Raw genomic sequence first — 25,290 nt, forward strand, 5'->3', positions numbered from 1 at the left:
CGTCCCTAACACACCCTACAGTTAAATATGAGCGAAAATTTACCTGTCTCCGATCGAACAAACCAGAATGTTTCCGGCTTGCGAGCTGAATGTCTCTCTTTCCCGGAAATTATATCTCAGTCATTTGCCAACGTTGCACCCACCGCAGCGCCGACAGTATCTGTAGGATTAGTGTTTGCCAACGCCGGAAACGGAACTTGGTTAACTTTTGCGATCGCCATGATAGGCGTAGTATTTGTCGGCCTTAATATTAGCCAGTTCGCTCGTCGTTCTGCATCTCCAGGTTCGCTTTACGCCTACATTAGTATGGGTCTTGGCTCAACGATGGGAGTGATTTCTGGATGGAGTCTTTTGCTAGCTTATTTATTTGCAGGCATGGCTGTTGTAGCTGCATTCAGCAACTTTGCCAATGTCTTGCTAAGCTTAATCGGGCTCGAATTATCGCCGATATTTTTGTTTGCAATTTGTACTGGCGTTGGCTGGTATCTTGCGTACAAAGATATCCAATTATCAACTAAATTAATGCTGGGACTGGAAGCTTTTTCCGTCAGTTTGCTATTGCTTATAGCACTGATAGTTTTATTTAAACATGGCTTTGCGATCGATATGTCACAACTTTCCCTCAAAGATACAAAGCCAGATGGATTAATACTTGGACTTATACTTGCCATTTTCAGTTATACAGGCTTTGAAAGTGCAACAGCCCTTGGAGATGAAGCCAAAAATCCGCTCAAATTTATTCCCGCCGCTGTAGTTTTAACACCCATACTTTGCGGCTTATTCTTTACTTTACTTGCCTACACCGAAGTGCTAGCTTTTAGCGGTTACAGTACGCCTTTAGACAAAAGCGATTCCCCCATCAACGATGTAGCTAATATAGCAGGCGTAGGATTTTTAGGGTTACTAATTACAATTGGAGCGCTAGTAACTTTCTTCAGCTGCGTTATCGCTTGCATCAATGCCGGTTCGAGAATTCTGTTTACAATGGCCAGACACGGCATATTTCATAATGCGATGGGTTTAGCGCACAGAAGCAACAGAACGCCTCACATTGCTATCACCATGTTATCTATTATTTTGTTTATTGTACCCGCATCCATGTCTTTGTTTAGTCTGCAAATATTGGACATTATTACATACATGGGAACTCTGGCTACCTATGGATTTTTAACTGCGTATATTTCGATCGCAATTGCTGCACCTGTTTATCTTTACAAACAGAGAGTATTGAATATACTCGATATTGCGATCGCAGTTTTAGCAGTTCTCTTCATGCTGCTCCCGATAGTCGGTAGCGTATACCCCGCACCACCATTCCCATTTAACGTTTTCCCTTACTTGTTCTTGATGTACCTTTGCGTTGGAGGTGCGTGGTTCTTAATGCTGCGCCTTCATTCTCCAGAAGTTATTGAAAACATCGAAGATGAGTTGGAAAAAATTCACGCCAAATTTAGCGAAATGAAAAAGATTTGATATCGTGCCTTACACTCTGATTTTCCAACGATACTCAATATTACTTTGCGTGTTTCTTTCCCAGCCCAATTTCAAGTCATGCACTCGCTTGGGAAAAAGGCCAGCAACGCTGGCCTTTTTCCCATTCAATGGGAATGATTTTTGTTCTAGTAGAAGACTCAAAAGTGACTTGTGAAGTCTAACTTGGTTTAGCTGTTTTTGAAGCATAAAGCGTCTTTTTTCGCCACTTTATGCTGTAAGTCAAAATTTCTTCCAATCAAGCACGACTGCTGAACTGAAATCTCCTCTGTTGCAACACTTGTTCGTAAAGTTTTTCCAATTGGGTGATATTGCGGCTAAGGGTATAGCGTTCTAAAACTCTCGCTCTTGCTTTTTGTCCCAATCGAACTGTAAAGTCTGGATGGTCTCTCAGCAAAGGTAACAGAGTTTGCAACTCCGACCTCACCCGCTGGGGATTGAGAACTACACCGCATCCTTCCTCCAAAACCTCACCATCTGCGCCGACATCCGTAGCCATACAAGCGACTCCGCAAGCCATTGCTTCCAGAAGAGACAGAGAAAGTCCCTCTGCCAAAGAAGGCAGTATAAAAACATCCGCACCGCGCAGGATTTCGATGCGACGTTGCTCATCGGCGACGAATCCCAACCAAAGGATACCGTGTTCGGAATCGTAAAAAGGCTCTAAAGCCGCTCGTAAAGGCCCATCCCCGACAATAAGTAACTTGCAATCCGGCCCCATTTTTGCTTGTACCCAAGCCTTGAGTAAGGCTTCCACATTTTTTTCGGGGGCAATTCGACCTTGATAAACGAAGATGCGTTCTGCATCAAACTCAGACTTGAGCTGAGAAGGGCCGGGGGAATATTTTTGGACATCAACCCCGTTGGGAATTACGGCTACTTGTGGGGCGGGTACAGCCATTTTAACCAATAACTCTCGTTGCATTTCCGAAAAGACGATCGTGCGATCGTAGTTAGCTAGGAAAGGAGCGTAGAGTTGGTAAGCCAGATATTGCGTTCCCGACTTAATTTTTGCCCCTTTGCGAGCGTAGGGAGTGTGGAACGTTGCCACTAAAGGGATATCGAGCTGCTCGCAAATTTCCGGAAGTACGAAGTCTAGGGGAGATAGAGTCAGAGAAGCATGAACCAAGTTTGGTTTGAGATCCCGCAGAGAGTCCATCAAGACCTTGCTAGACTTCAGTGTGGGAATCGTATAAACCTGAGATTTGTAAAGAAAAGGCAGAGAAACTTCGGAACACTCTGGCCAGTTGACGGTATCGGGTTGTTCTTGGGCAAAATGGAGAAAGCTAACCCGGTGTCCCTTGTCTAGCAAAGCGTTGGTAATTTCCCGACTGTAGGTGACATTGCCGCAAAAGGGTGTTTTTTTTCCAAGCCAAGCGATGTGCAGCATTTATAGGCTAAAGGCTAAGGGCTAAAGGAGATGGCGTTAATGGCTAAGGTTCATGGTTCGTTATTCATCGTTTATCGTTGCCGACAACAAACTGGGAACAACAAACTATCAGCGATCGGCCATTAATAACTGGGTTTGTCAGCTTTTGTTAACGTGTGAGAGGTAGTACGGCAAATATACCAGGTAAATACCCCTCCTGCGATCGCCGCCGCAGCTAAAACTAGAAAAACAGTCTGCAAACCCAAGAAAGTCTCTGCCACACCAGCCAGCGCCAAAGGCAAACTCAGAGCAATATTAATGGCATTATTTTGCAGGCCAAACACTTTACCGCGCATTTCTGGAGGAGTTTCTTTTTGGATCGCGGTTTGCATCGGCACAGCTACCAAAGAGCCAAAAGCGCCCATCAGCGTTACCAACAGCAGCACCATCCACAAATTGCGTGTAAATACGGACATACCGATCAAAGAGGCAGCCACACCCGCAGAACCGCACAAACTCAGCCAGGTACTGGAAAAACGTTGGCCCCAATGACCTAAAATTGCCGCACCGATGCCCATACCGACGCCTCCAGCCGCCATCAAAAAACCAAACTGGGAAGCTTTCATTTGCGGGATTTGTCCGGCTACACTGACTGCGAGTACTGATAGAGCGGCAAATACAGAAAATAATATGATTAATTGCAGCAACGCAGCGCGGACGCGACGCTGTTGTTTGAGATAAAGCAATCCGTCGCGCAGGTCTGCCAAAATATGTGGCGGTTCGTGTTCTTGGGTATCCGTTTTTTCACCAGTTTTGAGCAGCAGCAGAATTACACCTGCGATCGCATAAGATCCTCCCACCAGCAATTCTTTGCCGATATCTGTTGCCGCACCGAAGTTGTGCGTGAGGGTATCTGCGATCGCTAACAGCGGTTCCCCTACCGCAAAGCCAATAATCACGGATGCCATCATCGTGGTGGTGTAAAGCGAATTTGCCGATAGCAAATGGCGACCTTTCACCACCAAGGGAATTGCAGCCTGTTCCGCAGGTGCAAAAAATTGGGTTAGGGTAGAAACCAAAAATGTCACCAACAGCATCAGACAAAATCCCGCCGGTAAACCTCCCAAAGATGGCCAACCTTTAGAAAGCCACAGCAGCGATGGTAAAGAAATCACCAGACTGCCGCGCAGGAGATTTGTGGCCACCAATACCGTTCGTTTCGGCCAGCGATCGACAAATACACCAGCCAGAGAACCAAACAGCACTGCTGGGATGGTAAAGGCCATCATAATTCCCGATACCCAAGCGCTCATGGTCTGATTTTCTGTCTGAAATGCGGAGTCGATCAAAGCAATCATCAGCACCAGATAAACTTTATCTGCTAGCTGGGAAAAAACTTGACCGCTCCACAGTGCCAGAAAGTTACGATTTTTCAGCACCGGTACAAAGCCTAGTTCTGGGGTAGTTTCCTCAGCTTCCTGGGTTTTGGCGGTCAATTCTGACGGAGATTGGGTGATAGCGGCACCGTTAGAGGCGGCTGGAACGAAGCCGTTGTTTGTAGGTATTTCTTTGGCAGCAGTTTCGGCAAGCTCAAGATGATTTTGCGATCGCCTCTCTGCACTCAAAGACACATCAGTAACCGAGGTTGGCATCGATACACTTTCCTTTGGGCGATCGTTGTGGTTTTCGGGCATCAGGGATTGGGATTTGAGAACTGGGGTATGCTGAAAATCTTTCCTATTCCCCAATTCCGGTATTGCCTCCCTTAAGGATGGGGGGCTGACGGACAAAATCGGTGTTTCCAGATCGGAATCAGACCATTGCATCATGAGTGAGGGGCAAATCGGCTCTCAAGCAAAATAGGTATCCATCAAAGCACCGGAGCGAATCTGCCGTCCGAAATGATATTCCGTATACTGTCGCAAAATTCGTTCCACAGATCGCCAGCTGGGGTCTGAGAAATACAGATGGAATGAATTTTCTTGCACGAACGGTAGTTGGGGCTTCGGTAGGTGCTGGAGTAGTGCCAGCTCGATGGCGGAAAGCTGGTTGTTGAGCGTGAGCATTTCTTGCTCCGATCCGGCAGTTTGTAAGGGCGGGACGATTTCACCTTGACTCTCTGCCGTTTGGGTGGTGATGCCTCCCTGAGAGGGGATGGCATTTCGCTCCCCGACACTAACTGGTCCTTCTTGTGCAGTGTACAGCGATCGCGACACCTGCAAGCGTCCGCGCACCGACAATCGTCCTTCTGCCTGCAAACGCGCTAGCGCTGACAAACTTACCGTCCCACCAGCTGTCGTGCTAAAGCCGACACGCCACTCTGGGGCGGTGAAGTCCGGTATCAAGGGTTGCTGGGTGAGGCAACACGCTTGAAGCTGCGGTGCAATCCCGGAGAGGGCTAGGATATGAAAGACCGCATGGGCCAGATGAGCTAAAACTGTATATGAGTTTTTTGAAGTTGTGCTGGGCAACTTTTCCAAACGCCCCAGATGTGTGTTTAGCAAGCTAAAAAGTTCTTCTTGAGGTTGTTCGCTTAAAGCGCAACACAGTATTATTTCCGCCAAGTATTGGCTGGCAGAAAGTTTGGCCAAATCTTGACTCAGACCTGGGTAAGATTCTAATGTTTCTGCCTGGGTAATTTTATCGAGCGATCGCCCTTTGGCTATCAGCAGCTCGTTCACCACAAACGACGCACTCCTTCCACCCAGTTTTGAGTTGTGCTTGCGAGAACCGGGCGCTACTGCCCTAATCAAACCAAACTCCCGCGTCAAAATCGTCAGCAGGCGGTCTGATTCGCCCAAGGGCATACTTTTGAGATTAATACCAGTAGCTTTGTATACTCGGCTCATAACTTGGGGCAACGGGGGAATGGGTACTGGGTAATAGAAAGGGAATTTTTAATGTTTAGTATTTAACTTTCCCCTCATCCCCTGTCTCTTTCTCCAGGTTATCGCGCTGACGGAGCAAATCGGGGCCGCGAGATGTGCCTAAGCGGGTCGCTCCGGCTACAATTAATTCGATCGCCTGCGTATGAGTGCCAATACCTCCCGATGCCTTAATACCAACACCTCCTTTCGTTATTTCTTTCAGCAATTTCACGTCTGCAACTGTTGCGCCTGCGTACCAGCCTGTGCTAGTCTTCAAAAATTGCACGCCCGCATCCATACATATTTCAGCTGCCAGTCGTTTCTCTGCATCTGTCAGCAGGGCAGTTTCTAAAATAGCCTTGACGGGTTTATCGGTTTCTTCGCAAATTTCGGCTATTTCACGATGTATTTCGCTGGTTTTGCCACTTTTCAACCAGCCCAGATTGATTACTACATCCAACTCTGCGGCACCGTTTTCTACCGCTTCTTGCGCTTCGTAAACTTTCACTGCCGAAGTTGTTGCGCCGACGGGAAAACCGATTACCGTACATACCGAAGGTGCCTTGCCGTGCAGAAGTTCGGTTGCTAACCGCACGTAGCTAGGATGTATGCAAACCGTGGCAAAATGAAATCGTTCTGCTTCTTCGCACCACTGCCGGACTTGGTTTGGGGTAGCAGTGGGATTCAGCAGGGCGTGATCGATAAAGGTCGCAATATCAATATCTGGCAGGTCTGCCGCCATCTTTGTTTCTCCCTGAGACCTATTGTTAATTTTTATCACAAAAATAAGTAAATTAGATATAATTCCACAAACTGACGCTAGACGACGGATTCGGGAATCTCAGTCATATGGCGATCGCGTCTTTTTCTCGGTTCGATTACGTGCGGATCGACATCGCAATGTTTAGCAGCTTCAGACATTGTAAGTTCTAATAATTCTGCCTTTACCAACTGTTTTTTTTCCCCAGTTGGTTTAACTGGTGAAACCCCCAAAGCGCGGATAATTTCTGTAGCTACTGCTTTTGCTAATAGAGGTGGAACAGAATTTCCCACTTGTCGAAACCCGTGCCATTTTGTAACATGAAATCTGAACCAATCCGGGTAGGAATGCAGTCGCGCTGCTTCTCGCACGGTGATACATCGCGGTAGGAATGGATGAATCGGTCGAGGTGAAGTGAAAGCACCCAAATTGCTAGCTGTTCCCGCTCTGAGAGTGTTACAAATTCCGTTTGGATCTAATTTATAAAAGTGACTGATTTTTTCTATTTTACCTTGTTCTGTATTATTAAATCTCTCAATGGATTCCTGTGAGTGATTTGTCCGCCTACTTGAGGTAATAATTTGCGGATCGAATGCGCGATCGTAACCATAATCGCTATCTGCACAATAGCGAAGTTTACGCGCATAATCGCTCGGTTCGCCATATTCTGCGATGGTTGAATCTTGTTTGAGCAATTCCGGATAATCTTCTACTTTTGGCAAGTCTTTTATCGCGTCCCAAACTGTTGGTACAGGTGGAAGATAAGAGGATAATATTTTTTTATTTTTATGGGATATTAGTTTGTTAATTGCTGTTATCGGTTCGGGGTACTTAGGTAAAGATAATCCTTGACGGCATCCCAGGAGAAATAACCGGGAACGATTTTGCGGTACGCCGTAATTAGCAGCATTGAGGACTCGGTATTTTTCTTCTACCTCATAGCCATTATCTTGAAAATAAGCGATGATATTTAGGAGAAATTCTTTATGTTTGCCAAGGGTAAGTCCCGGTACGTTCTCGAATACAAAAAACTTAGGATTTAGTTCGACAACTAAACGCTGAAATTGAAATATAAGCCCATTGCGCGGATCGTCTAAACCGCGTTTTCCCATGAGAGAAAATCCTTGGCAAGGGGAACCGCCGAACACAACATCGATATCGCGATCGCCAATACCGGAAATATTTCTAATCTCCGAACCGTTAGTGTTAGCAATATTCAGACATAAAACGCGCCAAAATGGGAAATTGTACTGATGCGTCACACAATGAATAGGGTCTAATTCTACAGCAGCTAACACATCAAACCCAGCTTGTTCAAAGCCAAGCGTCATGCCACCGGCACCGGCAAATAAATCTACAGCAATAGGTCGTTCTTGACTTTCCATTCAATATTGCCGATGTTAAGGTACATGATATGAATTCGTTTTAAATCTCAAATTTAATGAGTTATGAGTTTTCAATTTTGAATTTATAACTCATAACTCATTATTTCTTGGAACCCGGATCGTTAGCGCAACCAGCCTGCTAATTTACCAGGGGATTTAAGATTAATATTGCTGTTGTTTTTGCCGTGGAATAGCTTCAAGCCTAAACTTTTAACTGACGACCCTTCCTCCACTTCCAGCATTGCGGTCAGAACTTCAGCTACTCGGTCATAATTAGATTGCGCTCTGAGACGATCGGACAAAGAACGCAAACTGTTATCGATGATATTTTGTGCTTGGGTGTCATCTTTGACTGTACCCAGTCGGGCGTATAAAGAGTTGAGTTCTTCTCTCAGCAAGCTCATATCGGCAGAGTTAGGCAGCTGTTTGAGCATTTGCACGATCGCAGCTTGGCCATCCTTTGCTACCGTCCCGGTGCTAACCTGGCTGTACACAGGCGCTGGAACGCTAACCGGCACTACATTAGCTGGTTGTGGGGCGGGCATGAAAAGCATAAAGGTCGAATAAACCACACACTGGACGCACATAATTAGCCACTCCTGCAACTCTTCTTTAACAAACTGTACCAGTTTTAGCATCAAGAAGTGGTTTTGGCTTTACCATTTAGTTGAAAAGGTGTATACTTTCCTCCTAAAGCTTCTACGATCGATCGCGTGTTGGCAACCATCATTTTAATGTAGGTATCTCCGTCACTACCTTTAGCACCGATCGAATCGGAATAAAGTTGCTTGGGCGCTAATTTTACCCCGGCTTCCTGAGCTACTGTCTTAATCAAAGCCGGATTAATTGTTGTTTCGGCAAATATCGTCGGCACACCCGTCCCCTTCACGGAATCTACCAGTTGCCGCACTGTTTGGGCGCTGGGTTGTTCCTCCGTACTGATGCCGATCAAAGTACCGGCAACAGCTATTTTATAAGCGCGGGAATAATATTGAAAGGCATCGTGAGTTGTGATTAGTTTCCGCTTTTCAGGTGGAATAGTCGCAATTTGTTGTGCGATCCAGATATCCAATTGTTTCAATTCATCGGTCAGCCGTGCCGCATTTTGGGTAAATTTTTGTTTGTCTTCTGGCGATAGCTCAATCAAGGCATCGCGAATGGCATTCACCATCCCCATTACATTTTCTGCATCTCCCCAAACGTGGGGATCTGGCACTACTTCGCCTTTGCCTTTGTCGAGCTGTAACGGTTTCACCACTTCCCCGACTGGCAACTGACGCGCTTTCCCACCAGTCGCGTTCATTAGCTTAATCAATCCCGGTTCTAAGTTGTAGCCGTTATACAAAATCAAATTTGCTTTCTCTAACGCCAGACTGTCTGCCGGTACGGGTTCGTAAACGTGGGGATCGGCACCCGGTTGCAAAATTCCTTTTATTTGAATTTCGTCTCCCCCTACTTCTTCTGCTAAGTCGGCAATGATGGTGCTGGTTGCTACTACGACAGGCGAGGACGCCTGTCCCACAGGGTTGACAGGCGAGGACGCCTGTCCCACAGGGTTTGAGGTGGTTTGAGTGCATCCGTTCAGCCAGAGTGCCAGCAATACCCCAGCTGTTGCCAGCCATTCGTATTTTTTGCGTCCCATGTGAGCGATCGCGTTTTTCTATCTTTAGTATTGTGTCCTTTAATAGATGTTTTCATATTCTTTTCATTTTTAGACTATGCTCATAGAAGGCAGTATGGAAAGGGAATATGAACACGGTTACTTGGTCGGGGAACGGTGATTGGGGGCAAATGGGATGCCATCTCAGAGATGTCGCAGGCGAGACGCCTGGACTACAAACAAGGATAACGATCGCCAAGCTGAGCGTTCGGTACCGCACGGTAGAGGCGTTGCGGGATATTAGCTGTGTTGTGAACAGCGGACGGCTAACTGGGATTATTGGCCCAAACGGTGCGGGAAAGAGTACTCTGCTCAAGGCGATGCTGGGGTTAATTCCCGTTAGCGGCGGTACGGTGCTGTATACTGACGCTGACAGGCGGGGACGCCTCTCCCACACTGATGAGGGTAAACCTTTGATGGATCGAAGGGAGAGAGTTGCTTATGTCCCGCAGCGATCGCAAATCGACTGGACTTACCCCGCCACTGTCTGGGATGTGGTGATGATGGGTAGAATCTCTAAAACTGGTTGGTTTCGTCGTTTTTCAGCGACTTCTCGGCGCGTAGCTCAAGATGCGCTGGAACGGGTGGGGATGAGTGCATATCGCGATCGACCGATCGGACAACTATCGGGAGGACAGCAGCAGCGGGTATTTTTAGCGAGAGCATTAGCACAAGAAGCAGATGTTTTCTGCTTTGATGAGCCGTTTGCTGGCATTGACCAGAAAACTCAGTCTATAATTTTTAATATTTTCCACGAACTCGCCAATGCAGACAAAACTGTGATTGTCGTTAACCACGACTTAGGCGAGTCGATCGCTAACTTTGATGACTTGATTTTGTTGAATACAGATTTAATTGCTGCCGGTTCTCGTCAACAGGTATTAACTCAAGAAAATCTGTACCGCGCCTACGGGGGTCAGGTGATGTTTTTTGCTAGCGCAGCTGCTTAGTTGCAGAGAAAATGATGACAGAGTGTTTAGCTGGGAATGCGCCAACAGCAGAGCAACTCCAGGAATGGATAGAGTTCTTCCATACTAATGGTTTTCTTGTAATTCGCAATGTTTTGACACCCGAACAATGCGAGTTATTGAGAAATGATTTGGATCGAGATATCATCCAGGAGGTCGGTCATAAAAAAGCTGTCGATTCTCGCCGCATAATGAAGCGAATGTTCGAGCATTCCCAGCCTAATTTAAATTTGTTTGATTTGGAGCCGATCGTAATTCAGATGTGACTAGATACATTACGCCTTCATTTTTTATCCTGAATTAGTATGTTGTCAGCTTTAATTGAGCCGTTACAGTACGGTTTTATGCAGCGATCGCTCATCATTGCCATTTTGGTCGGCTTGCTGTGCGCTGTCGTCGGCAGTTATTTGATGGTGCAGCGGTTAGCTTTGCTGGGAGATGCCATCAGTCACTCGGTTTTGCCGGGATTGGCGATCGCTTTTATGTTGGGAATCAATATTTTTATTGGCGCGTTTGTGGCTGGGGTTTTGAGTACGATGGCGATCGCTTGGATTAGGACGCGATCGCCTATCAAAGAAGATGCCGCAATGGGAATAGTTTTTTCGGCTTTCTTTGCCCTTGGCATTACCTTAATTACTATTATCCAAAAAGATAACAAAATTGACCTGAATCACTTTTTATTCGGCAATATTTTAGGCGTTACAAGTGAAGAAGTTTGGCAGACTGCATTCATTGCCGGAATTGTACTTTTTGTTGTTGGTTTGCTATATAAAGAATTACTTTTTTATACCTTCGATGCCTTGGGCGCTCAAGCCGCTGGTTTGCCAGTTAATCTGCTCAATTTTGGCTTAATGCTGCTGATCGCATTAACGATAGTTGCCAGCATGAAAGCTGTAGGAGTTATCCTAGTTTTATCGCTATTAATAACACCGGGAGCGACGGCATATTTATTAGTGAAAAGATTGCATCAAGTGATGATTTTGGGTGCGATAATTGGGATTATTTCCAGTATCAGCGGAATGTATTTGAGCTACTTTTTTAATTTGCCTTCTGGCCCAGCTATTGTGTTGGTAGCATCGGGATTATTTGTACTGGCGCTGCTGTTTAGTCCCAGTTACGGTATCTTCACACAACGCCATTCCGATACTAAAGGATTTGCCATTTGGAGAGAAATCAAACAACTGATTCGCTGAGGGAATGCCTAAAGTGAGTAGTTTGTGGAAATGAGGTGTGTTACGAAGACAGCTAACACACCCTACAATTAGTTAACTACATACTCAAGCACTCGGCACTTAATATGACAGTTCGCGCTTTTTTCCGGTCAGTTAAAGTAGAGAATACCACTGCACCCCACGACACAATTTTTTTAAAGGTGCTATATCCAGCGCGAATAGCAAGTGAAAATATCCAAGCTTATCAAGGCGTTATACCTGCCGACTCCGCAAAGGCTCCATTTCCAGTTGTGATTTTTTTTAGCGGATTTAACTGCGAACCGGCATTATATCAATGGTTGGCGGTTGAGCTTGTGGAACGCGGATTGGTGGTAGTTACATTTGCTTGGGTGGCTGAATATTTGCCAGGAATAGTCGGTATCACTCCAGGCGTTAACATAGCAATGTCCGCACCTGATACTTACGGCACTGGTGCGACTGCCTTGGCTTTACCTGCAATATTAGCAGAACTCGATCGCCTCCAGATGCAGGGAATTTTGGCAGGAATGCTGGACTTGCAAAAAATCGTTTTGGGCGGACATTCCGGTGGTGGCAGATTAGCATTAGAAAATGCTGACCCGCGATTTTATCCTCAAGTAGCGGCAGCTTTTTCTTATGGTGCCCACAGCGCCGCCGCTACTATGCTGGGGTTTGCACCGGGTACTTTTTTACCTCTGCCTTCTGAGTTGCCAATGCTTCTGATCGGTGGCACTAGAGATGGGGTAATTGCTGCTAGCAGGGGAATGTACGGACTGAGTAAGGCAGATCCCGGTAAGTCGATTGAGGAAACTTTTGATAAGGCGATTGTTGGGGGGCGAGAAGATTGCTATTTGGTACTTTTAGAAGGAGCGAATCATTTTTCTATTACTTATCCGCCAGATGCCACGACTGGTTCATCGCTTTTCGATTTGCCAGCTACTCAACCGGAAGAGAGAATTCGTTCTCTGCTAAGCGAAATTGTGGGTTTGTTTATCGAGGCTCATATTCGGCACAAACCGGAAGCATTGCAGGCACTGAAAAATATGCTAATAAATACTAATGCCTTAATAGCTTATTGTCAGCAAAAATAAAACTTTGCTAGAACAGACTATACCTCTTTTTAGGTGAGTTTATTGCCAAACTTAGATGCACTATGCTATAATTCGGTATCGATTTTTGTCTGTAGCTCAACTTCTAGTTTATTTGACGCCTTCTTACTAAATTTCTTTCTTTCTACTAGGATTGCAAGTATGACGGCTGCACCAAGTCCAAATATAACAGAGGGTTCGGGAACTTTGCGGGTGTACTGATAAGATACTTTCAAATCCGCACCGGCAAATGTATCGACATAGGAAATGATGTTGCCTGTTCCTGTTACTTTCGATTTAGCTTCGGCGGAAAACAAATATTCTATGTTTGCCGCACCAATAAAGGTAGCTAATTCGCTACCAGTGTAAATTTTTTGTCCGGTTTGTTGGGCTGTTACTCCGTCGATCGTCTTTCCGGAAGTGCCAGCAAAATTTATTATACCGTCGTAGTTTGTGACGCTATAATTGTATGATTTTTTGGGATTTAATGCAAATAAAGACTGCCCGTTTAAGTCTTGTAATGTGAGCAAACCGCCCAACTCTACTGTGATGGTAGTTGACTTTGCATCTTTACTTTCAAAACCCGCGCCTCCTGCAAGCAAGCCTGTAAATTCAAGGGTTACACTATTGAGTGTGCCTAGTTCTGATGAATTGAATTGTGGCAAAAAAAGAGATTCGTCGATGATATCTGTGAGACTGGGAGCTAAGGAAGTAGAGCAGATGCGAGTAGCATCATTACCTGCACCATAGATGGTAGAGCAAGTAAAGCTAGCTGCCTTAGCAATGTCGTTAGTTGCCATAACTGCTGTTAATGCTGTCACAGCAGTTACTGCTTTGAAAAAGTGTGCTTTCATTTTCTTTTCCTTCTCTTTGTCTGCTGATTAAGCCAGTTCAATCAACGCGCTTTTTCTTTAATTTTTAATAATTTTTTTTGTTATGTAAATTGATAAATACACTTAAATGCTTTTGAAAATGGCTCTGTGTAAATATTGAGATAGTACTTTTGTAGAGTCTGTATTTAACGAAAGGCTATCAGGGGATAAATTTTACGCGCATCAATTTGAAAACTGGATGCGATCTGACTGACAGTTATTTTGGAAAACGATCGCACCGATGTATACCAAATCCGCTTCGATTACCCTCGTTATTGTGGGAGGGAGTCGGGAAGTGGAAAAAATTATGTACCTCACTCATCCACAAACTGCGATAAGTCCTTGCACTCAGCCTGACCCAGGTATGGGCAGAAATATTACTGAGTATCGGGCTATACAATTTGCTGACTTTTACTTAGTCAGGAATCTGGCTGCGTATGAGAATACGAGGGTTGATTTTTACTTACATCAATTAGAACAATCTATCTGGGGACAGAGGCTCGCGTCACTGCCAGTTTCTATCTGGAGGGTAACGTGTTCGATCGCAAATCGATCGTGAAGCTCTTGGGCTACCCGTGCTAAAAAACGATCGCCTGGGTGTCCTTCCGGCATCACCAAATGAGCGGTTAGTGCAATTTCTGTCGTACTCATACCCCAGATGTGGAGGTCGTGAACTTGAGTTACATCGGCGAGTTCAGATAAGTAAGTTTGTACTGCCAGCGGTTCGATACCTTCCGGTACGGCATCTAACGCTAAATTAAGCGAATCTTTGAACAGTTCCCAAGTACCGAAGACAATAACTACAACGATAATTAAGCTCACAACTGGATCGAACCACAACCAACCAGTTGACAAAATGGCGATCCCAGCGAGTACAACGCCAACAGATACTAAAGCATCGCTAGCCATATGCCAAAAAGCGGCGCGAATATTCAAATCTCCCTTGCGTCCGGATGCGAAAAGTAAGGCAGTTGCTGTATTGATGGCAATTCCCACAGCTGCGACTCCGATCACGACACTACCTGTTACCGGGGTGGGTTGAATTAAGCGTTGGATGGCTTCCCAAGCGATCGCACCTGTGGCAATAAGGAGGAAAATCGCATTTAATAAAGCTGCCAAAATTGAAGAACGACGCCAGCCATAGGTGTAACGGGGGGTGGTGGGGCGACGGGTGAGAATAGCAGCTCCCCAAGCTAGCAGCAGTCCCAAAACATCGCTGAGATTGTGGCCTGCATCGGCTAGCAGGGCTAGGGAGTGACTGAAAATGCCAAAAAAGGCTTCGCAGATGACAAAGCCGGCGTTAAGGGCAATGCCGATCGCGAAGGCGCGGTTATAATTTGCTGGTTCGTGGCTGTGATGGCTGTGATGGCTGTGATGGCTGTGGTGGTTTGACATAATTGGGTAAGGACAAAGAATAATAATTTTAATGCCAGTGGGTAGTGGGTAGTAGTAAATAACAACGCACAACGGACAATTAACAATTTACCAATTACCTACTACCAATTACCAGTCCTGTTTAAAAAGAAAAAGTGGTTTTGAGAGTTCCGAGGAAAATATCATCGTTATCAAAATCTTGCGCGATCGCAGGTTGCCACCGCAATGAGGGAGTAATCGAGATATTATCGGTAAGTCGGTATTTATAAGAAGCATTGACAAACAGCGCATTATCACTTTGGGGAATGTCAATATCGCTGTCAAAAAGACCCCTGAGCGTTGTGTCTACCCCCACAGTTAACACGGCTTGATTACCTTTTTTGCCAAGATCCGGTAAAGAGAAGGTAAGTGCGTAATTCCAAATTTCTGCTCCCCCAGATGCAAGCAAATCCACATTTGTGTAGCTAGCCCAACCGCCCACAATAAATCGGCGGCTAACTCTATAAGAAGCGGCTATACCAAAGGAGTTGCTTAAAGTAGGAGTTTCCACATCTTCGCCTTGGAGAAGATTGCTCAGGTAAGATCCTGCTCCCCCAAATCTCAATTTGCGATCGACTGTATAACTATTAACGTAAGTTAATCCCAGCTTGAATTTCTTACTTGGCTCCATTACTAGCTGTGCCAAAGCTGAATAGTTGCCATCAAACAAACCTTTTTCCACATCGGGGGAATTAGGTTGTCCGGCTATGTAACCTAATTCCACTTTGAACAGGTCGCTCAACTGGTAATTAATCCCAATTCCCGCCCCAGACTCGCCGATATTATAAAGGGGATTGCTAGCACCTTGAGTAATTTTATCGGCATAGGTAGAGTGTCTGCCTCCGATGGCGAAGATGTTTACGCGGAGATTTCTGCCGATGGGAAATCTGTAATCTAAGAGGCGCATACGCACCGTGTTGCGATTGCGCTGGCGGCGAGGTTTTCCCGAACTGGAATCCTGAGTACCTGAAGAGCTATCACTTTGTTCTACCAGCTTGTCAATCTGCGTTTCGATATCCTCAATCTGTGCTTCCAGTGTGGTAATTTCCGGTGCAGATTTATCGATTCCTTGTTCGATAAGGTTATCCCTTTGTGCTGCGATTTCATCAATTTTATCTAGAAGTGGTTCGGCTTCTGGTGGGAGATCCAATTCTTCTTCTTCTTCTTCTTCTACTATTAATTCTTCCCCTTCTTCATCGAATATTCCCTCGTCCGAACTCAGCGGTTCCTGGAACAACGAGCCAAAGTCAATGTTTCTATTTAAAGATTCGGTATTTGCTGCTTGCAGGCGAACTCTCAAGCGGTCTTTGCCAGTGAAGCTGCTGACAAAATCTAAACGAGCGTTATATTGCAATACGGGCTGAGAATTGGCATCAATGGCAGTGAAATTGCTGGCATCAAAAATGTTGTTTCCGGCAAAGCTATCGCGTAGCAGAAAATTTGCAGTACCCTGTAGCTTGGTGGTGGCAGAAAACTGTTGCGCTTCCAGTCGCGTCGTGCGAGTTTCTAGAGTGTCGATCCTACCACGCAAGCTGCCCAGTTCGCTGCTAAATTCGGTTTGGAGACGCCGGATTTTTTCTAGATCTTCTTGGGTCACGCCGCCACTGCTTGCGGCGGCAATTAATTCTTGAATTCGGTTTAAGCAAGCATTTAAACCGGCGGCAAATTCGTAGCGGGTCATGGCGCGGTTGCCTCGATAGGTGCGGTCTGGATATCCTTCGATGCAACCGTAGCGCTCTACTAGGGATTGTAGGGCTTGGAAGGCCCAGTCTGTGGGTTGTACGTCTGTTAGTTGGGAAACTGAGGTGATTTGGCCCATCCCGGTCGATCGTCTGTTGGTCTGGCTGTCTTTGCTATATTGTCGAATTCGATCTAAAGTGGTGTTACCGGAAACGGTGGCAGGCACTACCTGGGATACTTGTGTTTCTCGTATTTTTATGCTATAGGCAGTTGCATCTGTTTCAGATGCGATCGCTTCCGATCCCCAACCAACAGCGATAACACCGACAAACAAAGGCATCCCGAATATTGCTGAGTTTAGCTGTAAAGAATTTTTCATAATTTTCCTCTTGAAAATTTTAGAATCATTACGCTAATCTTACTAAAGATGTACGTAAAGTCCCTAGTGTCATTTGAATCAAAATTTACAAAAAATCTTCTAGAAAAGATGATTGTATCTGAAGAAAGAGCCAGCTCGTAAAAAAGCTAGTGAATAATTAGGTATAGATTAAAGATATAGGCGACCTTTAGTTTTAACTCCGCAAGAGGAAAAAAAGTGAAAGCAAACATAATTCTTAAAATTGCCAAAGAAGAACCGGACAAATTACAGACAAGAGCATCGTTCACTCAGTTAATCGGACGCCTATTCAGCTACGTTTGGCAGAATAAGTTACCGTTCTTTGTCGCTTTGTTAGTAATTTTTTGCCTTTCTTGCGTTCAGGTGTTGATTCCGCAGATTACTCGCTACACGATCGACTATATTATACCAACAAAAGATTTTAAAGCTTTGCCTTGGGTAGCAGGTGCGATCGTATCTATTTCCCTGGTAGTAGGGGTGCTGAATTTCTTACGCAGTTACATGATGTCGCTGTTCGGACAAAGAACGATCGACAGCATCAGAAACGACCTATACAGACACATCCAAAAGCTCTCCATCAGTTTCTTTGACAATCAGCGGACAGGGGATCTGATGTCGCGATTGTCTCAAGATGTGAATGCGATCGGCAACTTAGTTAACACCGATATAGCTGACATATTTGCCGACATTTTCACGTTTGTGGTGATTGCTGCCTATCTTTTCACCGCCGATTGGCAAATGACGCTGCTACTGCTAATTACTTGGCCGTTGATGATTTATCTTAACCGATTTTTTGCCAAAGTGCTGCGAGGTGCTTACCGAGATGTGCAGCAACAAGCAGCAGCAGTAAACAATCAAATCCAAGAGACAATAACAAATATTAACGTTATCAAATCTTTCGGCAATGAAAAGTATGAAATAGACCGTTTTTCCGAACAGAGTCGCAGCTACATGGAAGCAAATATTCGTGCCGTTCGCTTGTGGTCTTTGTTCTTCCCAATTATCGATATTTTGAATAACCTCAGTAACGTTGTCGTGCTGGTATTCGGCGCTTGGGAAGTGATGGTCGGTCGGATCACAATTGGCGAGTTGGCAGCTTTTCTGGGATACATTAATTTAGTTACTCAACCGATCAAACGTTCCACTAAACTAATGAATCTCCTGCAACTGGCTCTAGTAGCGGCAGAGCGAGTTTTTGAAATTATGGATACCCAACCGGAGGTAGTGGAAAAACAAGAAGCGCTGACTATTTCTTCCGTTTTGGGGAGAATGAAGTTTGAAAATGTGGAGTTTGCCTACAATAAAGGTGAGCCTATCCTGCACGACTTTAATTTAGAAATCAAACCCGGTACGACTGTCGCTTTAGTTGGTTCTTCCGGTGCGGGAAAAAGCACGGTTGCCAAACTAGCAGCTCGCTTTTACGACCCAACAAAGGGACGAATTTTGCTTGATGAATACGACCTGCGAGATTTAACTGTAGAATCGCTGCGGGAGCAAATCGGTATAGTTTCTCAAGAAACTTTTCTTCTGTACGGTACGGTGCGCGATAATATTGCTTACGGCAAGTTAGACGCGACTGAAGAAGAGATTGTGGAAGCAGCGAAAGCAGCTAACGCTCACGACTTTATTATGAGCTTCCCAGAAGGGTATAATTCTATAATTGGCGAACGGGGAGTGAGACTATCGGGGGGACAGAGACAGCGTTTGGCTATTGCCAGAGTTTTGTTGAAGAATACTCGCTTTATTGTACTGGATGAAGCAACTTCGGCTCTGGATACAGAATCAGAAAATTTGATTCAAGAATCTTTGGAAAGGTTATTTAAAAATCGTACAAGCTTGGTAATTGCTCACCGCCTTTCCACTATCCAAAATGCCGATTTAATAGTTGTAATGGAACAAGGACGCATCGTAGAAACTGGCACTCACGCCGAGTTACTGACTCAAAGCGGCAGGTACGCTCAATTGCACGCTCTGCAATTCCCGCAAAAAACCGAAACGGAAGCAACCCCAGAGCTTGTGGAGACAATATTGTCGCCTGCAAGTCGATAAAATTGCTTAACAAGAATCGTTAGCATAGATGAAGTTTCTCTTTTGTAGAAAAAGGAAAAGGTTTTTATGGAGCAAGGTGGAAATACGTCCAAAACTAGCGAAAGATTGGCTTCAGATGATTGCGGTCTCGTTTACATAGCGGCAAAAGAACTGTATATAAGGGCTGCTATCCTAAGCGCCAAAAGTGCTAGGGAACACATGGGCGATCGCATCAAAATACACATTTGGGCCGATCTGCCCGATCTATGTAAAGATGCTGGAGTATTTGACTCGGTAGGGCAAATTGTCAATCCACATCGTCGATCGAAGGTGGATTATTTGCCCGAAACTCCGTTTCAGAGAACTCTGTATTTAGACGCCGATACCAGGGTAGTCAGCGATATAACAGAAATGTTCGAGTTGCTCGATCGATTCGATATTGCAATGAGTCATGCCCACAGAAGATCGGGCCCTAAAAGCCAAAGGAAATGGCGTCGGGAATTTTCTGCGGCTTTTCCGCAGTTGAACGGCGGCGTTATTCTTTATCGAAAAACAGAAAAGGCGATCGAGTTTTTGGAAAGCTGGAAAACAGCTTTTCATGAGGCAAATCTCGGAAAAGATCAGTTAACTCTAAGAGAACTGGTATGGGAAAGCGACTTGCAAATCTATGTACTGCCCCCAGAGTACAACATCAGGTACGAAAAATATCTTGATGTTTGGACTGAGGAAGAGGCAATGCCGAAAATCTTGCACATGAGAAAATTTATTGACGAGCTTAAGAACGAAGCGTAAGCGCTCTAAAAGTAAGAAATTGCCGGAGGTATTTTTTGAAGAATAGTATGAAAGTCTGTTTTATCACTGGCGTAGGACACTCAGGCACAACTCTACTGGGCTTGATTTTGGGCAGTCACTCGGATGGTTTTTTCTGTGGAGAAACGGAAAATACTAGAATCTTACAAGAAGCAAATAAGCCTTATGGTAAGGGCGTTTGTAAAATATGTGGCCCAGAATGCGCGATTTGGGGCAATATTGAATACAGCCCAAAGCTGTACGAAGAAATATCGGATAAGACGAAACAACCCTTCATCATAGACTCGACAAAGAACGGCCCTTGGATAGAACAGCAAATGGCAACTGTGAGAAACTCTTCTGTAGAAACTTTTTTGATTTTAATGCAGAGAGATGGGAGAGCGTCTATTAATTCCTATATAAAAAGGTATCCGGAAAGAGATATTAAAGAATTAATCGAGAAGTGGGTTGCCAAAATTCGGAGAAGCAATGCTTTGTTCGATCGTTTTGAAAACAAAAAAATGAAAGTTCGTTATGAGGAACTAGCAACAAATCCAGATTTAGTCGTTGGCAATATCTGTAAATTTCTAGAAATAGATTATCAGCCAGATATGCTGAATTTCTACCAACACGAGCATCATCCGTTGGGTGGAAATGACGGTACTCTGCTTTTAGTTGCCAAAGGACAAGCAGAAAAGGGAAAAGAAGCTTTTGTCAATAGTTCTAACTGGAAGATCGATTATTACCGGAATCATAACTTGGGAATTAAGTTAGACGATCGTTGGAAGCAGGAACTCGATCCGGCTATTCAAAGCTTGTTTCAAGAAATAGCGGGCCAAGAGAACGAAGAGTTACAGTGGAATTAAAATTAATATTATGAATAGAGCGGATAATTTGAATCTGCTTAACAGAAACTTTTGGCAACAGTTGTGGGCCATCGCCAAACCTTACTGGGTTTCGCCAGAAAAAAAGGGAGCGATCGCGCTGCTGTTAGCATTGGTCGTTTTGAGAATAGCGGTCAGTCTAATTCAGGTATACAGAATTTATCTGGAAAGAGACTTTATGACCGCGATTTCTGAAAAGCAAGTAGAAACATTTTTTCAAGTACTATCCATCTACTTCTGTATGTTTGTTTTAGCTACTCCCGTACAGACAGCACGCCGATATGTAGAAGAAAAATTAGGCTTGCACTGGCGGAGGTGGATGACCGATAATTTTCTGAATAAATATTTCCGCGATCGCGCTTACTACGAAATCGAACATAACAACAAAGTTGATAACCCAGACCAGCGAATTTCCGAAGATATCAAATCGTTTACCAAGGGCGCTCTCACATTTTTATTAATTATCATAGGTGAGGGTTTTGACCTGATTCTTTTTATAGGCGTTCTTTGGTCTATTTCTCCTACCCTAGTGGCTGTAGTCAGCCTATACTCAGCTTTGGGTACTGCGATCGTAGTTTTGGGAATGAGGGTATTAATAAAATTAAACTTTATTCAACTCAAACGAGAAGCTGACTTTCGTTTTGGCTTAATTCATGTGCGAGAAAATGCCGAATCCATTGCTTTTTATCGGGGCGAAGCTCAAGAATTAGGGCAAGTGAAAGAGCGTTTTGATAAAGTTTACAGCAACTTCGATCGCATCATTAATTGGCAGCGAAATCTAGAGCTTATTACCAGAGGTTATAACAATATTGACAATGCCATACCAGCTTTAATTGTGGCTCCTATGTATTTTGCCGGACAAGTTAAATTTGGAGTAATCCTGCAATCAATTAAGGCTTTTAAAAATGTTTTAGATTCCTTGTCGATTATAGTAAATAATTTCGATAATCTGAGTGCTTTTGCGGCTGGAGTGCATCGCTTAACAACCTTTGAAGAAACTTTATCAGCACCGCATTCTTCGCCTCGTTCTGGCGCTACTTCGATCGATACAGTTGTCGATTCTGAGGTGTCTTTGGAACATATTACTTTGTTTACCCCAAAGCAAGAAAAGCTTTTAGTCAGAGATGTTTCAGTTGCGGTACAACCGGGAGAAGGGTTGTTAATTATGGGGCAAAGCGGTTCGGGAAAGAGTTCTTTATTGAGAGCGATCGCCGGTTTGTGGACTGCTGGTACCGGGCGTTTGGTGCGACCGCAACTGGAAGAAATGTTATTCTTACCCCAGCGACCTTATATGCTTTTGGGTTCCCTGCGCCTCCAGCTATTGTATCCCAAAACCGATCGCCATATTCCAGACGATCGACTTTATGAAGTTTTGAAGATGGTAAATTTAGCTGAGTTACCGGAAAGAGTTGGTGGTTTTGATGTCGAATTAGACTGGGCAAATATTTTATCCTTGGGAGAACAACAGCGTTTGGCATTTGCGCGATTGCTGCTGACAAAACCTCGCTATGCCATTTTAGATGAATCTACCAGCGCTTTGGATGTCAAAAACGAGCGACTTCTTTATCAGCATTTGCAAGCGAACGGTACAACTTTAATTAGTGTCGGTCATCGTCCCAGTTTGTTGGCATTTCACCAGCAAGTTTTGGAAATAGAAGGAAATAGTAATTGGCGACTCGTTCCCGCACAAGATTACCAGTAGGGTGGACAATGCCCACCTTAGCCCACCTGATGCGATCGCATCTCGCAGCGCTATGATTCCTGTATAAATGGGTATGAGCGATCGCTCTATCAATGGCCAGAAGAAATCGATTTATAGAGATTCTCAATCATCTTTTCTATCTCTGGCGGCATCGCCGAAAAATAAATGTAAAAACCGCCGCTATCTGACTTCTTCTCTATAACTTTGGCATAGACATCTTCACTAGGTTTGCCTGACTCATCTGCCATTAAAAAGTTCAGTTTGATATTCGTTAAAGGAGGAATTCCACTTTCACAAGTTATCTTTCCTCCCTTAGCCGAAAGCTCTACCAAACAGCCGCTTAACATCGCGTCGCTGACGTGCTTGCCATCCAGAACAGCATATTGCAACGACATTTTTTCAGAAAGGGAAAAGAATAGTTCTTCCTGTTTATTTAAATAGAGGTTATACGGTTCGTCGATCCCGCCAATATCGTAGATAGTAATCGGCTCTTTTACTCCTTTCGGCTGTACCTGCTTTTTGCCGTCAATTCTCAGTTTGGCTTTAACTGTATCTAAGGTAGATTGAGATATGAGAATTTGACCTTCTGTGGTATAAGATTCGATGCGATAAGTCAAATTCACCTGAGAGCCAACCACACCATACTTAGTGCGTTTGCTTGAGCCGATATTGCCCACAACTACTTCACCAGTGTTGATCCCGATCCCCATTTTTAAGGGCGAAACACCTAACTTGTTCATCTCTTCGTTAACGGGAATCATCGCCGACTGCATGGCAATAGCACAAGCAATCGCTCTTTCCGCATCATCTTCTCTGGCTGTAGGCGCACCAAATAAAACTAAAATGCCATCGCCCATAAACTCATCAATGGTGCCCTTATATTCGGTAATGGCATCAGCCATATATCCCAAATAAATGTTGAGAATTTTAACTACTTCTTCCGGAGGCAATCGTTCGGATGTGGCTGTGAATCCTCGTAAATCTGAAGTTAATATGGTAATTTTTCGTCGTTCGCCGCCGAGTTTAGCTCCTGTGGGATTTTCTAATAAATTGGCGACCACATCATCGGTGAGATAGCGACCGAAGGTTTTGCGAATATCTTTAGCGGTTTTGGCAACATAAGCGGTGATAGCAACAACAGAACCTCCCATTGCCAAAAGCGGGGGAATTACGGGAATCCACCAACCATTTATAAATGCTAAAAAACTGCCGCCGACCAGACTGCCGCCAGCAACTACAAAGCCAGCGGATAGCAGAAGGATTTCTTTTTTAGTGACTCCTATATCTCGCTGTAACCAAGCCAATGCAGCACCTACTACCGCCCAAGCTAAAATCCACAGCCACTCAAGGGGTTCGTTCCAGAATTGGATGGCACTCCGACCGTCAATCGCTGCGCTCAAAAGGTGACTGGCTATATTGGCGTGGATTTCTACTCCCGGCATTTGTTGTAGAGATCCGAATTGAGCGATGCTGTAGGGTGTGTAGAAGAGATCGTTGAGACTGCGAGCGCTGGCACCAATTAATACTATGCGATCGCGCATCAGCTGGGGTGGAATTTTGTTTTCCAGCACGTCTGTCATCGTTATGCGCGGAAAACTCCCCACAGGCCCGCGATAGTTTAACAAAATTTGGTAACCTTTATCTTCTGCATTAATATAGCTGCCATCATTGCCATTAAACGGAACAAGTACAGCTTTACCCAGCTTGTATTTCTTTTGCGATTCATCCAGAACCTCTGGGTTAATGCCTTGCTTGTTCAGATATGTTAAAGCTAGCTTTACCCCCAATCCGTCTAAAGTTCGATCGTTCTCGTTTAAAGCGCGATCCTTAGTGACTGGTACAGTTAAATAGAATCGGCGAATTACGCCATCCCCATCCCACGGTAAATCGTTAGCGGCAACTTGTTCGGGATATTTTAATCCTGGCGGTGCGCTAACTGTGTCCTGCTCAATATTACCGGCGACTTTCCTGACGCCAAAGAGATTAGGCGTACTCGCATACAGATTGCGTAATTCTTGATTACCCGGTTCTATTGGCTTTTCTTGCTTGAGCAAATCGGGTGAAGTCTTAAACAGGTTCACCAGATCGTCGTAACCTGGGGGTACTTGCAAATCTCGATACAAATCGAGGCCAATCGCTCTAGGTTGCTGCGCTTTAATATTACCTAACAATTTAGCCAGAACAGCATCAGGCATTGGCCATAGTTTGACTTTGCGGACATCGGCTTCCGTGATATCCACGATAACTATGCGATCGTCAACTGCTTCTCTGGGACGCAGGATAAAAAACCGATCCAGCAATGTCAACTCGAATATTTGTAACAATCCGATCGAGCGCAGAAGCAGTACTATTACCGTGATGCTAGGAGCAGCGATTAATATGCCGCGCCATTGCCAAAGAAACTTTTTGAGGTTTGTTCGCATAGCCTTTATTTGCCTGATGATTGATTATCCCTTGTTCCGCAACTGTTGAGCAGAGTAGCTTTGAATATTTTGTTCAAATCGACTGAATTTTCGGACGGCTCGACTAAAGTTACTGACTTTAACAATTGTTCTCAGTTAGACTGCACTTGTCGCTCGTTATGTCGCTCGCAACGCAGGTTAATCGCCGCTGCCAAGCTTTCGTACCAAATGCCAATTTCTAATTTTTAGAATTGGGCAAAAATATAAATAATGCCGATTTGTTTCCCGCTTATTTGGCAATTTTAGCTAGAATTTTTCGGCTTCGATCCGCACTTATAACCCATT

Annotated in this window: 20 protein-coding genes; 9 read left to right on the forward strand and 11 right to left on the reverse strand. The window is 44.7% G+C overall.

The features are described from left to right. Window positions 1-27: 27 nt before the first annotated feature. Entirely contained in the window at window positions 28-1,473 is a 1,446-nt protein-coding gene (locus tag ACE1CD_RS32660) for an APC family permease (protein WP_374827413.1), read from the forward strand. Between the two features lie 256 nt (window positions 1,474-1,729). On the opposite strand, the gene ACE1CD_RS32665 is transcribed toward ACE1CD_RS32660, so the two are convergent. From ACE1CD_RS32665 to ACE1CD_RS32695, 7 genes are all read right to left on the reverse strand, one after another. Next, window positions 1,730-2,878 carry a glycosyltransferase family 4 protein gene (locus ACE1CD_RS32665; RefSeq protein ID WP_374827431.1) on the reverse strand — a complete coding sequence of 383 codons (1,149 nt, stop codon included), beginning with the start codon at window positions 2,876-2,878 and terminating at the stop codon, window positions 1,730-1,732. 125 nt (window positions 2,879-3,003) lie between these two features. After that, entirely contained in the window at window positions 3,004-4,689 is a 1,686-nt protein-coding gene (locus ACE1CD_RS32670) for an MFS transporter (protein ID WP_374827414.1), read from the reverse strand. 21 nt (window positions 4,690-4,710) lie between these two features. After that, on the reverse strand, window positions 4,711-5,709 hold the full coding sequence (gene recO, locus ACE1CD_RS32675) for a DNA repair protein RecO (protein ID WP_374790349.1): 999 nt from the start codon (window positions 5,707-5,709) through the stop codon (window positions 4,711-4,713). Between the two features lie 55 nt (window positions 5,710-5,764). Continuing rightward, entirely contained in the window at window positions 5,765-6,469 is a 705-nt protein-coding gene (gene deoC, locus ACE1CD_RS32680; RefSeq protein WP_374827415.1) for a deoxyribose-phosphate aldolase, read from the reverse strand. A gap of 77 nt (window positions 6,470-6,546) precedes the next feature. Further along, window positions 6,547-7,872 carry a DNA cytosine methyltransferase gene (locus ACE1CD_RS32685; RefSeq protein ID WP_374790353.1) on the reverse strand — a complete coding sequence of 442 codons (1,326 nt, stop codon included), beginning with the start codon at window positions 7,870-7,872 and terminating at the stop codon, window positions 6,547-6,549. A gap of 122 nt (window positions 7,873-7,994) precedes the next feature. Then, complete coding sequence (locus tag ACE1CD_RS32690; protein WP_374827416.1) at window positions 7,995-8,510, reverse strand: hypothetical protein; 516 nt, start codon at window positions 8,508-8,510, stop codon at window positions 7,995-7,997. Continuing rightward, on the reverse strand, window positions 8,510-9,514 hold the full coding sequence (locus tag ACE1CD_RS32695) for a metal ABC transporter substrate-binding protein (RefSeq protein WP_374827417.1): 1,005 nt from the start codon (window positions 9,512-9,514) through the stop codon (window positions 8,510-8,512). Before ACE1CD_RS32695 ends, ACE1CD_RS32690 begins: the two co-directional genes overlap by 1 nt. 149 nt (window positions 9,515-9,663) lie before the next feature. On the opposite strand from ACE1CD_RS32695, the gene ACE1CD_RS32700 reads away from it, so the two are divergent. The 4 genes from ACE1CD_RS32700 (at window position 9,664) to ACE1CD_RS32715 (ending at window position 12,781) form a co-directional block, all read left to right on the forward strand. Beyond that, window positions 9,664-10,482 (forward strand): metal ABC transporter ATP-binding protein, encoded by an 819-nt coding sequence (locus ACE1CD_RS32700; protein WP_374790451.1) that lies wholly within the window; start codon window positions 9,664-9,666, stop codon window positions 10,480-10,482. A 14-nt stretch (window positions 10,483-10,496) separates the two neighbouring features. Next, window positions 10,497-10,766 (forward strand): hypothetical protein, encoded by a 270-nt coding sequence (locus tag ACE1CD_RS32705; RefSeq protein ID WP_374827418.1) that lies wholly within the window; start codon window positions 10,497-10,499, stop codon window positions 10,764-10,766. Between the two features lie 39 nt (window positions 10,767-10,805). After that, on the forward strand, window positions 10,806-11,693 hold the full coding sequence (locus ACE1CD_RS32710) for a metal ABC transporter permease (protein WP_374790361.1): 888 nt from the start codon (window positions 10,806-10,808) through the stop codon (window positions 11,691-11,693). Window positions 11,694-11,797: 104 nt separating this feature from the next. Then, a complete protein-coding gene (locus ACE1CD_RS32715; protein WP_374790363.1) occupies window positions 11,798-12,781 on the forward strand; it encodes an alpha/beta hydrolase family protein in 984 nt (327 codons plus the stop codon). Window positions 12,782-12,846: 65 nt separating this feature from the next. Here ACE1CD_RS32715 and ACE1CD_RS32720 read toward each other — a convergent pair whose 3' ends face one another. The 3 genes from ACE1CD_RS32720 to ACE1CD_RS32730 all read right to left on the reverse strand — a co-directional run bounded on the left by ACE1CD_RS32720 (window position 12,847) and on the right by ACE1CD_RS32730 (window position 17,122). Continuing rightward, window positions 12,847-13,632: a choice-of-anchor E domain-containing protein gene (locus ACE1CD_RS32720; protein WP_374827419.1), complete on the reverse strand. Its 786-nt coding sequence runs from the start codon at window positions 13,630-13,632 to the stop codon at window positions 12,847-12,849. A 486-nt stretch (window positions 13,633-14,118) separates the two neighbouring features. Then, on the reverse strand, window positions 14,119-15,045 hold the full coding sequence (locus ACE1CD_RS32725) for a cation diffusion facilitator family transporter (RefSeq protein ID WP_374790367.1): 927 nt from the start codon (window positions 15,043-15,045) through the stop codon (window positions 14,119-14,121). Between the two features lie 121 nt (window positions 15,046-15,166). Beyond that, complete coding sequence (locus tag ACE1CD_RS32730) at window positions 15,167-17,122, reverse strand: iron uptake porin (RefSeq protein ID WP_374827420.1); 1,956 nt, start codon at window positions 17,120-17,122, stop codon at window positions 15,167-15,169. 216 nt (window positions 17,123-17,338) lie between these two features. Between ACE1CD_RS32730 and ACE1CD_RS32735 the strand changes: the two genes are divergently transcribed. The 4 genes from ACE1CD_RS32735 (at window position 17,339) to ACE1CD_RS32750 (ending at window position 22,543) form a co-directional block, all read left to right on the forward strand. Next, a complete protein-coding gene (locus tag ACE1CD_RS32735; RefSeq protein WP_374790371.1) occupies window positions 17,339-19,189 on the forward strand; it encodes an ABC transporter ATP-binding protein in 1,851 nt (616 codons plus the stop codon). Between the two features lie 66 nt (window positions 19,190-19,255). After that, window positions 19,256-19,960: a putative nucleotide-diphospho-sugar transferase gene (locus tag ACE1CD_RS32740; RefSeq protein WP_374790373.1), complete on the forward strand. Its 705-nt coding sequence runs from the start codon at window positions 19,256-19,258 to the stop codon at window positions 19,958-19,960. 47 nt (window positions 19,961-20,007) lie between these two features. Beyond that, a complete protein-coding gene (locus tag ACE1CD_RS32745) occupies window positions 20,008-20,823 on the forward strand; it encodes a sulfotransferase (RefSeq protein ID WP_374790374.1) in 816 nt (271 codons plus the stop codon). Window positions 20,824-20,833: 10 nt separating this feature from the next. After that, on the forward strand, window positions 20,834-22,543 hold the full coding sequence (locus tag ACE1CD_RS32750) for an ABC transporter ATP-binding protein/permease (protein ID WP_374827421.1): 1,710 nt from the start codon (window positions 20,834-20,836) through the stop codon (window positions 22,541-22,543). 89 nt (window positions 22,544-22,632) lie between these two features. On the opposite strand, the gene ACE1CD_RS32755 is transcribed toward ACE1CD_RS32750, so the two are convergent. Continuing rightward, the gene (locus ACE1CD_RS32755; RefSeq protein ID WP_374827422.1) at window positions 22,633-24,966 is read right to left on the reverse strand and encodes a CHASE2 domain-containing protein; all 2,334 of its coding nucleotides are present in this window, start codon (window positions 24,964-24,966) and stop codon (window positions 22,633-22,635) included. Window positions 24,967-25,290: the final 324 nt, after the last annotated feature.

It is taken from the genome of Aerosakkonema sp. BLCC-F183 (assembly GCF_041929145.1).
In the GTDB taxonomy this organism is placed as follows: Bacteria; Cyanobacteriota; Cyanobacteriia; order Cyanobacteriales; family Aerosakkonemataceae; genus Aerosakkonema.